This window comes from Flavobacterium lotistagni (genome assembly GCF_011392125.1).
Classification (GTDB): Bacteria; Bacteroidota; Bacteroidia; order Flavobacteriales; family Flavobacteriaceae; genus Flavobacterium; species Flavobacterium lotistagni.
In genome coordinates, this window is the sequence record NZ_JAAJBU010000001.1 from 268,861 (window position 1) to 281,455 (window position 12,595).

The following is a 12,595-nucleotide window of genomic DNA, read 5'->3' on the forward strand; positions in this document are numbered from 1 at the left end:
AGTCAGCCAATCCGCCGAAACTATAAAACCGAGCTTTATATTTATACTTTAGGAAATGCAGCAAATATTCATTTTTATATTTAAAAACAGCTATCGATTGCTGTTTTTGCTGCTTTTGGTAGTATCGTTAACTTTCACGGTACAATCGCATTCCTATCACAGAAGCAAAGTAATCAGTTCAGCAAATTTTCTCAGTGGTGGTGTATACGAACAAATCAATTCGGTCAGCGAATACTTGAACTTGAAAAAACAGAACGACGAGCTGGCTCTGGAGAACGCCCGATTAAAAAGCATCATCTTCAATACGAAAGATTCTATTCCGCCTGCCCGTTTGGATTCTATTAAAGGCGTGCGTGCAGACGATATCATTGTTTCTAAAGTCATTCATAATTCCTATAGCGTTTACGAAAATTACCTCACCATTCAAGGCGGTTCCGCAAGAGGTATAAAGCCTGATATGGGCGTAATCAATAGCTCTGGAATCATCGGAATTGTAGACAAAACTTCAAAAAATTACGCCACGGTCATCAGTATCCTCAATGTCAAATCGTTAATCAACGCCAAGATAAAAAAGACCAACCACTTTGGCTCTTTGGTTTGGAACGGAAAAAGTACCGGATTTGTGCAGCTCATCGATGTACCGCGTCTGGCTTCGGTCAGGAAAGGCGACACGATTGTAACGGGCGGACAATCAGTAATCTTCCCTGAAAACATCGGAATTGGTACCATTGACAAGATTTATATCGATAATAAGACCAATTATTATACGCTGAATGTGAAGCTCTTCAACGACATGACCAATCTGGGTCATATTTACATTATCAAGAGCAAAGACCGCGACGAAATGATTCAATTACAAAAAAAACAGACTAATAATGAATAGTGCTGTATTGGTCAATATCGCCCGGTTCATACTGCTCTTAGCGGCGCAAATTCTTATTTTCAACAATATGGATTTTCTGGGTTATATTAATCCGTATCCGTACATTTTGTTTATTATTTTGTATCCAGTAAACGGAAACAAAATTGGGTTGTTACTGGCGAGTTTCTTTTTGGGATTGGTTCTCGATATGTTCTGCAATTCCGGCGGCGTTCATGCTGCAGCTTGCTTGATTTTGGCCTATTACCGACCTTATATTTTTAAATTCTCTTTTGGGTTGAGTTACGAATACCAAACCGTGAAGCTCAATGATGTACTCACACCAGAGCGTTTTTCATTTTTGCTTATCGCGGTAGTTTTACACCATTTTACTTTGTTCTTACTGGAGGTTTTTAGAATGACTTTTATTCTTGAGATTATCTTAAAAACCTTCCTCAGCACGTTGTTCACCTTACTGATGTGCATTATTATCATCTACCTAATTAAGCCCAGCAGACGATGAGAAAAGTACTATTGCCGACTGTAATCATCATAGGGACGATACTGCTGGTATTAAGGCTTTTTTACCTGCAAATCGTAGATGATTCTTTCAAACTCAAATCAGAGAACAACGCCATTAAAATCCAGTACGATTATCCGGAACGCGGTTATATTTATGACCGAAACGGTGTGCTTTTGGTGGCCAATCAGCCTTCGTACGATATCATGGTCATTCCGCGTGAGATGAAAAACATCGACACTTTAGAATTTTGTAAGTTGCTCAGCATTCAAAAGGAAGATTTCATCAGGATCGTGGCCAAAGCGAAAGTCTACAGTCCGAGGCTTCCTTCGGTATTTTTGCCGCAACTCAATAAGTTGGAATTTGCTGCTTTTCAGGAAAAAATCCGCAAGTTTCCTGGGTTCTACATTCAAAAACGTTCCTTGCGCGATTATCAGGTGAAGTTTGGTGCGAATGTTTTCGGATTCATTACCCAAGCCAATGAGCGAACCATTGCCAAAAACCCTTACTACAATAGCGGCGATTTGCTCGGAAAACAAGGAGTTGAAGAAAGTTACGAAACGGTTTTACGCGGAATTAAAGGCGTGAAATACATCCAAAAAGACAAATACAATCGTGAAATCGGTTCTTACAAAGAAGGAAAATACGACACCATCGCTGTTCAAGGAAAAGACATTCACTTAACGATAGATGCTGAATTGCAGAAATATGGCGAAGAACTCATGATTAACAAAAGAGGCGGTATTGTTGCGATTGAACCTAAAACCGGAGAAATCCTAGCTTTGGTCACTGCTCCATCGTATGACCCAGCAATTTTAGTAGGTCGTCAACGCTCAAAAAACTACACCAAACTGTATCATGATTCTATTGCCAAGCCTTTATACGACAGAGGTTTGTTGGCCGAATATCCACCGGGTTCGCCTTTTAAAATCTTGACCGGGCTTATCGCTTTGCAAGAAAAAGTAATTGATGAGAATACAACAGTATATTGCCGTCACGGATTCAGTTACGCGCGCGGGCGGTTCATGAAATGCCACTGCCATGGTGGTGCGCAGCAATTGCATCGCGGAATTTACGAATCTTGTAATGCCTATTTTGGTACGGTTTACATGAAAACCATCAACAAATATGTACGGCCCGCTGATGGTGTAGATGTTTGGAGCCGACACTTAAAAAGCTTCGGATTGGGTGAATTCATGGGTTATGATTTACCTACCGGACGACGCGGAAAAGCACCTACGTCGAAAACCTATAAACGAATTTATCCGAACGGTGGTTGGCGAAGTACCGCTATCGTGTCTAACGCAATTGGTCAAGGAGAAGTACTCATGACGCCGATACAATTGGCCAATATGATGGCAGCGGTTTCCAATCATGGGTTTTACTATACGCCGCACATCATCAAATCGATCAAAGGCGAACAAATCGACAAGAAATTCCGCACCAAACACGTCACCACTGTGGATCGCAAATATTTCCAGCCGGTCATCGACGGTTTGTTCGATGTATACAATTTGGGAACCGCACACGCTTTACAAGTTGAAGGCATCGAAATTTGTGGAAAGACCGGTACCGCCGAGAACTTTACTAAAATCAATGGCAAACGTGTCAAACTTCAAGACCACTCGATTTTTGTGGCGTTTGCCCCTAGACATAATCCGAAAATTGCCATCGCTGTTTTGGTAGAAAATGGGTATTGGGGTGCCCGTTGGGCTGGCCCCATTACGAGTTTGATGATTGAGAAATACATCAAGAAAAAAATTACGAGAACCGATCTTGAAAAACGCATGCTCGAAGGCAGTTTGCAAGGAGAATATGCCAAATACACCGGTAAAAAAGAAGTCGACAGTTTGTTGCTCAAACCAAAAGCCGAAGTCCCGAGCAATCCCGACGAAAAACTCAAAGAAGCCAAAACGCCAGAAGAAGCAACGGAAAACTAACCCAGATGAAGAACCAAAGCGTTACCAATAATCTCGATTGGATGAGTGTATTTATCTACATAGTACTGGTCATTATGGGCTGGCTCAACATCTATTCGTCGTCTTTGTCTTTGTCTGAAGATAATTCCATTCTCGACTTATCACAATTCTATGGCAAACAATTATTTAGTATCGGACTTGCAATTCCTTTGATTTTTATTGTTTTATCAGTTGAAGGAAAGTTCTACGAAAAATTCTCAGGTATTATTTATGTCATTGGTTTGTTTGCACTGGCGGGTTTGTTTGTCTTCGGAAAAACCGTTAAAGGTCAGGCCAACTGGTATTCGTTCGGCGCTTTCGGGTTACAACCTTCAGAGTTTGTAAAAGCTGCAACTTCATTGGCTTTAGCAAAATATCTTAGCGATGTGCAAGTGAATCTCAAAGACACCAACCGACAAATTCAAGCACTCGCTATTATTTTTGTACCAGTGCTGCTCATTGCGGTTCATGACCCAGGAAGTGCACTTATTTTCATGTCTCTGTTTTTTGTATTATACCGCGAAGGCTTGCCACCTTGGTATTTATGGCTTGGATTTATCGCAATTATCTTATTTGTGCTCGCGTTAGTTCTAGAGCCTTGGGCTGTTATCTTAATTGCCGCCGGAGTGACTACACTAATTTATTTCAGAAGCCGAATAGTAGACCGCAACTGGATTGCTAGTGCCATCGCAATGGTCATGATTTCAGGGTTTGTTTTCTCGGTAGATTATGTTTTCGAATCGGTTTTTAAACAACATCACCGAGATCGTTTTAATATTTTACTTGGCAAAGAAGTCGACATGAAAGGCATCGGTTACAACACCAACCAATCTGAAATTGCTATTGGTTCAGGCGGCTGGTTCGGGAAAGGTTTTCTCGAGGGTACGCAAACCAAAGGCGGCTTCGTTCCTGAGCAACACACCGATTACATTTTCACTACTGTGGGCGAAGAATGGGGTTTTTTGGGCTCACTAGCAGTAGTGGCATTATTCGTCGGACTGATTTTCCGTATTATCTATTTAGCTGAACGGCAGAAAACGAAATTCAGTCGCGTGTACGGCTATTGTGTTGCCTGTATTTTATTTATCCATTTCTTTGTTAATATTGCGATGGTGGCCGGTATCTTCCCTACAATTGGAGTTCCGTTACCTTTCTTCTCTTACGGTGGCTCCGGGCTTTGGGGTTTCACTATTTTGCTATTCATCTTCTTGAAAATGGATGCCAATAAGGTCAATGAATGGTAGTTGAGAATAACAATACTTAACATAAAAAAACCGCTGATTTATGCAACAGCGGTTTTTTTGTAGTACCAAAATCATCTTAAGATTTGACCAATTTGTCTTTTTTAATCTTGACTTCCTTCTTATCTAGCGTTTTGGGTTGCAAATCGTCAAGGATATTGATGGCTTCCTCTACATAAATATCTTTCGAAAGGCTTTCGTGCCATCTCTCGCGTTTCTCTTTTAAAGAAGCATCTGTTTTCATGAGTTCTTTCTCTTCTGCAAGCGAACTGAATGCCAACGAATTTTTGTAGTCAGCGATCGATTTGTATTTTTTTGATTTCTCCTCGATAGCTTTTTGCTCGGCCTTAAATTGATCGATGTTCAAACTATAGACATTTTCTTTATTGCGTTGATCAATCCACTGCGCATTCTCATCAATGAGTTTGAATTTTGGGTTCTCTAACACGCGTCTCTTGCTCTTATCTATGGCCACATCAAAGTTATTTTGCTTGTCCCAGAACTTAAACTGAGCGGGTTCGATTTTGTCCCAAGGCATGGCGTTGTCAATATCGCGTTCGCCCATTTTCAGGTACGCATAACGATCGGGAATCGCCACATCGCTGCTCACTCCTTCGAGTTGCGTCGAACCTCCATTAATGCGATAAAATTTCTGAGTTGTGGTTTTCAATGCGCCTAAATCACCTACACTACTTCCTCTGACAAATTGGTTCAAATCAATTACATTTTGCACGGTTCCCTTGCCATAAGATTGTTTGCTACCGATGACAATTCCGCGACGATAATCTTGAATCGCTGCAGCAAAAATTTCTGAAGCCGAAGCAGAGAAACTGTTCTGCATGACCACTAGAGGGCCATCCCATTGGATTTTCTTATCACGATCATAAAGCACTTCTTGTTTTCTGCCCGCTGATTTAATTTGCACTACCGGTCCGTCTTCAATAAACAAACCAGCAATATCGACTACCGTTTTCAATGAACCACCACCGTTATCACGCAAATCCATGATGATGCCCTGAACACCTTCTTTCTTGAGACGATCTACCTCGATAGCTACATCTTTTCCGGCATCACGGCTGTCGTTGTTCTCAAAATCGATATAGAATTTGGGCAAATAGATGATTCCGTATTTGATTCCGTTTTTCTCTACCACACTCGATTTGGCGTAAGTTTCCTCAATCTCAACAATATCGCGAATAATGGAAATGATTTTAATCGTGCCGTCTACTTTTTTCACAGTCAAACGCACTTCGGTCCCTTTTGGGCCTTTGATTTTCTTAACTACATCGTCCAGATGCATTCCAACGACTTCAACCGGTTCAGCGTTGCCTTGGGCTACTTTAATGATGATGTCGCCGGCTTCCAGTTCTTTACCGCGCCAAGCCGGGCCACCGGAAATGAGTTCAGAAATTTCGGTGTAATCGTTCTTTTTTTGCAAACGAGCACCGATGCCTTCTAATTTTCCGCTCATGCTTACGTCGAAACGCTCTTTTTCATCAGGTGGAAAATAGTTAGTGTGCGGATCAAAACGGGTCGCGATGGCATTTACATATACTGAAAACCAGTCGTTTTGGTCTAAGTCACCAATAAAATCGAAGTATTCATTAAGTGATTTCAAAGAACTTTCTCGTGTTTCTTTCTCGAGCTGTTCGAAAGATTTGGGCGCTTCGGGCTTTTCTTCGGCTTTTTTCTCCGTGGTTTTTTCTTTTGATTTTTCTTCTGGTTTGATACCATTTTTCAAATCTTCCTGCATTTTGAGCTTGTCAGTCAATGAAGAAAGCGTCGAAAGTTTGATTTGTTTGCGCCATTTGTCTTTTAATTCTGTGGCGTTTTTGGCATAAGGCAGCTTTTCGTAATCTGTGTTGAACTCTTCCTTGACCGAGTAATCGAAAGGCTGAGCAAGAATGTCTTTGTAAAAACTTTTGCTTTCATCGATGCGTTTCATCAAGCGCTCATAAGTCAGGTTGAAGAACGATAAATCTTTGTTCTTGATTTGATCGTCGAGTTGGGTTTCGTACTTCGCAAACTCGTCAATATCAGATTGGATGAAAAATCTTTTGGACGGATCTAGTGCCTCGATATAATCTTTGTAGATGCCTTTAGAAAATTGATCGTCGATAACTGCCGGATCGTAGTGCCCACGCTCAATCACGAAAGTGAGTAATTCGAGCAACATCTTGTCTTTCTCGGGATCTCCTTTGGGTTTCAATGCCGTGGTAAAAGCAAACAACCCCAATGACAGCACTAAGGTTGCCAATACTAGTTTATAATTCCTCTTCATATATTGAATTAAGGTGTTCATTAATTTTTTTGAACTAAATTACACAAAATCGTATGCGTCGCTTCGGTGTAAGGGCTAATTTTTTGTTAAAGATGCTAAAGTAACAACTTCCGGTTAAAAATGCCTATTTTTGCGACGAATTATTTGAACCGATGAAAGCTTCTTATTCATCCTAAAAACCCTAGCCCGGATAGCAGTGAAAATCCTTTTTTGCGCCCCTGATTTGTATATGTGCCACCTTGCACCGACGCAAAAAAGATTGTAACGGATAGCCGGATAAGCTTCTGAAAAATGAACAAACCTTTAATATTAATTACCAACGACGACGGCATTACAGCCCCTGGCGTTCGGGCACTGATTCAAGTCATGGCGGAAATTGGCGAAGTAGTCGTGGTAGCGCCCGACAAACCGCAAAGTGCGATGGGCCACGCCATCACGATTAACAGCACTTTATACTTGAACAAAGTGTCGGCTGCCGATGCTAAAATTCTGGAGTACAGTTGCTCGGGAACACCCGTCGATGCTGTAAAACTGGCCGTTAATGAAATTTTGCACCGCAAACCCGACTTATGCGTTTCGGGCATCAACCACGGTTCGAATTGTTCGATTAATGTGATTTATTCAGGAACGATGAGCGCGGCCGTTGAAGCGGCGATTGAAGGCATTCCGGCCATTGGTTTTTCGCTGTTGGATTACGATTGGAACGCTAACTTTGAACCGGTTAAAGGATTTGTTAGAAAAATTGCACTAGAAGTTTTAAAGAATGGTCTGCCCGTGGGCACGCTGCTCAATGTAAATTTTCCTAAACTGGAAACCAGCCAAATCAAAGGCATTAAAATTTGTCGTCAGGCCAAAGCCATGTGGGCCGAGAAATTCGACAAAAGAACCACGCCTTATGGCAAAGATTATTATTGGCTGACCGGCGAGTTTGTGAATCAGGATTCGGGCGAAGATACCGATTTTTGGGCGCTGGAAAATGGCTATGTATCGGTCGTACCGGTGCAATTCGACCTTACGGCGCACCATGCGATGCAAACTCTGAACAGTTGGAAATTAAACGATACTTCAAATTAAAACCATGAAATACCGCGATTTAATCATCGGAATGTTGCTGGCGGTTTTGGCTTCACTGCTGGGTAGTTTTATTTTTATAAAATTCGTCGCCGGACTGGATTTCGTCAGTGGCTTTATGTTTTACAAATCACATGGCTTACTCGGAAAAATTATCACTTTAGGCGCTGCGGTCAATTTGGCCTTGTTCTTTGTGCTGCTCAAAATGAATAAAGAACTCATGGCGCGCGGAGTGGTTTTGGGTATGTTTGTACTCACGATTATCACCTTGGTCATTTAAATCGATTGCCGATGAAATACTATATTATAGCCGGGGAAGCTTCAGGGGATTTACACGGATCGAACCTGATGAAAGCACTTTACCAGCAAGATCCTCAAGCCAATATCCGGTTTTGGGGTGGCGATTTGATGCAACAAGCCGGCGGCACATTAGTCAAGCATTACCGCGAACTGGCATTTATGGGTTTCATCGAAGTGCTTTTTAACTTGAAGACCATTCTGAGCAATATTAAGTTCTGCAAAAAAGACATTGCCGAGTTCCAACCCGACGCCATTATTTTCATCGACTATCCAGGTTTCAATATGCGGATTGCGAAATGGGCGAAAACCCAAGGCATTCCGACACATTATTATATCTCGCCGCAAATCTGGGCTTGGAAAGAAAACCGAATTGCTGCCGTGAAGCGCGATTTTGATTATTTGTACGTGATTTTGCCTTTTGAAAAAGCGTTTTATGAAGACAAGCACCATTTTCCGGTGAGTTTTGTCGGACATCCGTTGATTGATGCAATTCACAATCGCAAAACAGTAAGTCATTCGGAATTCATTGCTGAAAACCAACTAGAAGAAAAGCCCATCATTGCTTTGCTACCCGGAAGTCGCAAACAGGAAATCACGAAAATGTTATCAGTGATGTTAAGTGTTGTGGACGATTTCAAAGATTACCAATTCGTCATTGCCGGAGCACCGAGTCAAGAGCGCGCTTTCTACGAACCTTTTCTTGAGAACAAAAACGTGCATTTCATCGCCAATAAAACTTATGATTTGCTGAGCCATGCCAGTGCCGCTTTAGTGACTTCCGGGACGGCCACTTTGGAAACCGCTTTGTTCAAAGTGCCCGAAGTGGTTTGTTATAAAGGCAGTTGGGCATCGTATCAAATTGCCAAAAGAATTATTACCCTGAAGTACATTTCTTTGGTGAACCTCATCATGGATCGCGAAGTAGTTACTGAACTCATTCAAGACAAATGCAACACAAAAAACATCAAAACTGAATTGCAGCAACTACTTGAACCTGAATACAGAAAACAACTCATCGCGCAATACGATGCCTTGGAAGAAAAGCTTGGCGGACGTGGCGCCAGTGAGAAAACTGCAGCCCAAATTGTACGAAACCTCAAAGCCCCTCGTTAGTATATTTGCCCAACAAAATCCAAAACAAACTTTGAAACGAATATTTCCATTACTACTGTTGCTAATTCTAGCAAGCTGCAAAACGACCTCACCGATTATCACTTCTAAAGAAGAAGCGATCAAAAAAGGAGTTTACCGGGCACCCGCCAATATAAAAATTGCGGCCAAAGCCAATGCAGAACCCAAAAGCGTCGCAGCCAAAATAGAACCCAAAAAGGCGACCATTTCCGGCAATCGAATTAACGACAAAAATGACGATGACCTTGTAATCAGTGTAGATGATTCGAGTTATTTGGTGCGCCAACTCATCAATTCGGCCTCAGAACAATTGGGCGCGGGTTATCGATCGGGCGGAACCACACCGGAGGGTTATGATTGTTCAGGCTTGATTTACAGCACGTTTAAAAAATTCGACATTACCTTGCCGCGCTCCTCGGTAGATATGGCCAAAATCGGTCGCAAACTCAATGAAGACGACATTCGCAAAGGTGATTTGATTTTCTTTAAAACCAACGGAAGACGAGTCATCAATCATGTCGGAATGGTCACTGAAATTAACGAAGAGGAAATCAAGTTCATCCATTCTTCGACCCAAAAAGGGGTCATTATTTCTTCGACCAAAGAACCTTACTACGGGAAAACTTTTACCCAAGCCAATCGCATTTTAGAATAAATTTTTTGGCGCGTTAACTAAATTTCTATAATTTAGTTCATTATGAACGCCATGCAGTTCCCGCTGACCCGTGTGACAATCGGGTTCACTTTCGGGATTTTATTCGCCAATTACACTACTTTCCTTGCCACTATTGTGGGCTTTGGCTGTATTACTTTTGCATCCATTTTTTTCGCATTCGCATTTTACCGTGCCCGAAAACAATTTTTCCAAGACCATCTCTTCGGAATCGCAGTGTATTTAATGTCGTTCTGTATCGGCGCGGCAACATTGATGCTGCATTCGGCTACCTATCAGAAAAGCCATTACAGCAAATTGATTTCGGATTCAAATACTGAACATGTCGCTCAAATAGTGCTTCGAGAGCGACTAAAGCCGACCGCTTATTGCGAGCGCTATATTGCATTGGTGAACGATATCGACGGAACTGTTTCTCATGGCAAGTTACTGGTGAATTGCTATAAGAATGGCTTGAAACGTCCATTTAAAATAGGTGCCGAATTGCAAATTAGAGGCGAAATACTGCGGCCCACCGCACCACTAAATCCGGATCAATTTGATTATGGCCGATATTTGAAACAAAAGTCAATTCTGGGTCAAACTTATATCAGTTCTCAAAACATTAAAATCAATCCAAAATATTATCGCGACATTTTTTATTATGCCGATCGATTGCGGTGCATGATTCTGGACAACCTGCAAAAACACCATTTTCGTAAAACAGAACTTCATGTTCTGGCCGCACTTATTTTGGGCCAGCAGCAAGACATTGACCCTGAAGTGGTACAAGATTATCAGTTTGCCGGTGCCGTGCATATCTTGTCAGTTTCAGGTTTGCATGTCGGATTTGTGCTACTGTTCATGCAGTTTTTGCTAAAGTGGTTGCCCAACTCCAAAAGAAATTCCTATTTCAAGCTTTCTTTTACTTTGATTGCCCTATGGTCTTTTGCCATTTTAGCTGGTCTTTCGCCGTCAGTAGTGCGTTCTGCAACGATGTTTTCGTTTCTCACAATTGGTTTGCAATTGAACAGACAGACTAATGTATTGCATACGTTGATGGTTTCGCTGCTGTTGATTTTACTTTTCGAGCCATCTTTCCTTTTTGATGTTGGTTTTCAACTGAGCTATCTCGCGTTGTTTTTTATCTTGTGGTTACAGCCTTTGCTAAGTCAAATTTGGCACCCTGAGAATAAGATTGTGAACTATTTTTGGCAAATTCTGACCGTGTCATTTGCGGCACAAATTGGTACTTTGCCATTAAGCTTATACTATTTCCACCAATTCCCCGGCTTGTTTTTTATTACCAATATGGCAGTGATTCCGTTGCTCAGCATTATTATGGGATTAGGTGTTTTGTTGATGGCCATCGCAGCATTGGGTTGGGTGCCGAACCTATTGGTGCGCCTAGTGGAAAACTTGATTTGGATACTCAATAAAATCATCAGTAGCATCGCCTCGGCTGAACAGTTGGTTTGGAAAGACATTCCTTTCAATACGCTAATGACAATAAGCTCTTACTTGTTGATTATTGCGATAGCCTTAGTTGTCAAGAAATTCTCGTTTAAAACAATGGCAATGGTTTTAGTTGCGATTTTATTCTTTCAAGGAAGTTATTTTTCTTCGAGATGGCACTCGCAAGCCCATGACCAATGGATTGTTTTCAATCTTAGAAAAAAGACACTTATTATCGAGAAAAACGCTAACCAAGTAACGGCTTATACTGATGCAGATTTTACCAACAATCATCCGTTGAATAGCTATCTAACCAATCAATTCTGCCAGTTAAAAGCAAAAAAAACAATTCAAAAACTGATGCTATTTGGCCAGAAAAAAATTCTAATTGTAGATCGCTTAGGACAATACCCACAAAAAACTTCTCCTGATGTGATGTTGTTCAGGGATTCGCCACCTGTTAACCTTGAACGTGTTTTAAAAACTTGCCGACCCAAAATACTCATCGCCGATGCCAGCAACTACAAATCATACATAGCACTCTGGAAAGCCACTTGCCTTAAAGAAAAAATCCCTTTCCATGCTACTGATGAAAAGGGATTTTACAGACTTGAAAATTAATTATTTTTTGTTATTCAGGATTTGATTGGCAGTTTCCAACCACTTTGCTGGACCACCAGCTACATAACCTGTACTTCCTAGTTTTTCGAGATTGATTTTGCCGTCTTTGTTTGTTGGTGTGGCCAACCAAATTGTTGGGTATCCTCTCACTTCGAACACTTGTTGCAATTCCATATTTTGTTGCTGAATTTCTGGCAACTGTGGCGAACGGCGTGGAAAATCCAATTCAACCAACACTACATTTTCTTTGGCCCAAGCAGCAAATTCTGGTTTTTTAAGTACTTCATTTTGCAATCGGATGCACCAACCGCACCAGTCGCTTCCGGTGAAAAACAACAAGAGTGGTTTTTTGGTTTTCATGGAAACTTCTGCCGCTTTCTTGAAGTTGGTTTCCCATTTCAATTCTTGTGCCTGAACGGTCATCGATCCTACAACGAGCAGTAAGGCAATCAATATCTTTTTCATTTTTTACGATTTTAATTTTGCGCCTTTTGGCAATAATAGTG

11 protein-coding genes are annotated in these 12,595 nt (G+C 41.4%); 9 read left to right on the forward strand and 2 right to left on the reverse strand.

Translation table 11 applies throughout. The annotated features are described in order from the left end of the window. Positions 1-55 precede the first annotated feature (55 nt). The 4 genes from mreC to rodA are packed head-to-tail and all read left to right on the forward strand — an operon-like array spanning position 56 to position 4,581. Positions 56-883 (forward strand): rod shape-determining protein MreC, encoded by an 828-nt coding sequence (mreC, locus tag G4D82_RS01170; RefSeq protein WP_166333571.1) that lies wholly within the window; start codon positions 56-58, stop codon positions 881-883. Next, positions 876-1,382: a rod shape-determining protein MreD gene (locus tag G4D82_RS01175; protein ID WP_166333573.1), complete on the forward strand. Its 507-nt coding sequence runs from the start codon at positions 876-878 to the stop codon at positions 1,380-1,382. Before mreC ends, G4D82_RS01175 begins: the two co-directional genes overlap by 8 nt. Further along, positions 1,379-3,319 carry a penicillin-binding protein 2 gene (gene mrdA / locus G4D82_RS01180; RefSeq protein WP_166333576.1) on the forward strand — a complete coding sequence of 647 codons (1,941 nt, stop codon included), beginning with the start codon at positions 1,379-1,381 and terminating at the stop codon, positions 3,317-3,319. Before G4D82_RS01175 ends, mrdA begins: the two co-directional genes overlap by 4 nt. A gap of 5 nt (positions 3,320-3,324) precedes the next feature. Further along, positions 3,325-4,581: a rod shape-determining protein RodA gene (gene rodA, locus G4D82_RS01185; RefSeq protein ID WP_166333578.1), complete on the forward strand. Its 1,257-nt coding sequence runs from the start codon at positions 3,325-3,327 to the stop codon at positions 4,579-4,581. A gap of 76 nt (positions 4,582-4,657) precedes the next feature. Here rodA and G4D82_RS01190 read toward each other — a convergent pair whose 3' ends face one another. Continuing rightward, positions 4,658-6,880, reverse strand: a complete 2,223-nt coding sequence (locus G4D82_RS01190) for a carboxy terminal-processing peptidase (RefSeq protein ID WP_166333580.1) — start codon at positions 6,878-6,880, stop codon at positions 4,658-4,660. A 270-nt stretch (positions 6,881-7,150) separates the two neighbouring features. On the opposite strand from G4D82_RS01190, the gene surE reads away from it, so the two are divergent. The 5 genes from surE to G4D82_RS01215 are packed head-to-tail and all read left to right on the forward strand — an operon-like array spanning position 7,151 to position 12,089. After that, positions 7,151-7,933, forward strand: a complete 783-nt coding sequence (surE, locus tag G4D82_RS01195) for a 5'/3'-nucleotidase SurE (protein WP_166333581.1) — start codon at positions 7,151-7,153, stop codon at positions 7,931-7,933. Positions 7,934-7,937: 4 nt separating this feature from the next. Then, entirely contained in the window at positions 7,938-8,210 is a 273-nt protein-coding gene (locus G4D82_RS01200) for a hypothetical protein (protein WP_166333584.1), read from the forward strand. 11 nt (positions 8,211-8,221) lie between these two features. Beyond that, positions 8,222-9,343, forward strand: coding sequence for a lipid-A-disaccharide synthase (gene lpxB, locus G4D82_RS01205; RefSeq protein WP_166333586.1), 1,122 nt, complete (start codon positions 8,222-8,224; stop codon positions 9,341-9,343). 31 nt (positions 9,344-9,374) lie between these two features. Beyond that, entirely contained in the window at positions 9,375-10,016 is a 642-nt protein-coding gene (locus tag G4D82_RS01210) for a C40 family peptidase (RefSeq protein ID WP_235924279.1), read from the forward strand. Positions 10,017-10,058: 42 nt separating this feature from the next. Further along, complete coding sequence (locus G4D82_RS01215) at positions 10,059-12,089, forward strand: ComEC/Rec2 family competence protein (protein WP_166333590.1); 2,031 nt, start codon at positions 10,059-10,061, stop codon at positions 12,087-12,089. Here G4D82_RS01215 and G4D82_RS01220 read toward each other — a convergent pair whose 3' ends face one another. Further along, positions 12,090-12,554: a thioredoxin family protein gene (locus G4D82_RS01220; protein WP_166333592.1), complete on the reverse strand. Its 465-nt coding sequence runs from the start codon at positions 12,552-12,554 to the stop codon at positions 12,090-12,092. Positions 12,555-12,595: the final 41 nt, after the last annotated feature.

Coding starts and splice junctions, on each gene's coding strand:
- mreC (WP_166333571.1), top strand. CDS start 56: ATGCAGCAAATATTCATTTTTATATTTAAAAACAGCTATCGATTGCTG.
- G4D82_RS01175 (WP_166333573.1), top strand. CDS start 876: ATGAATAGTGCTGTATTGGTCAATATCGCCCGGTTCATACTGCTCTTA.
- mrdA (WP_166333576.1), top strand. CDS start 1,379: ATGAGAAAAGTACTATTGCCGACTGTAATCATCATAGGGACGATACTG.
- rodA (WP_166333578.1), top strand. CDS start 3,325: ATGAAGAACCAAAGCGTTACCAATAATCTCGATTGGATGAGTGTATTT.
- G4D82_RS01190 (WP_166333580.1), bottom strand. CDS start 6,880: ATGAACACCTTAATTCAATATATGAAGAGGAATTATAAACTAGTATTG.
- surE (WP_166333581.1), top strand. CDS start 7,151: ATGAACAAACCTTTAATATTAATTACCAACGACGACGGCATTACAGCC.
- G4D82_RS01200 (WP_166333584.1), top strand. CDS start 7,938: ATGAAATACCGCGATTTAATCATCGGAATGTTGCTGGCGGTTTTGGCT.
- lpxB (WP_166333586.1), top strand. CDS start 8,222: ATGAAATACTATATTATAGCCGGGGAAGCTTCAGGGGATTTACACGGA.
- G4D82_RS01215 (WP_166333590.1), top strand. CDS start 10,059: ATGAACGCCATGCAGTTCCCGCTGACCCGTGTGACAATCGGGTTCACT.
- G4D82_RS01220 (WP_166333592.1), bottom strand. CDS start 12,554: ATGAAAAAGATATTGATTGCCTTACTGCTCGTTGTAGGATCGATGACC.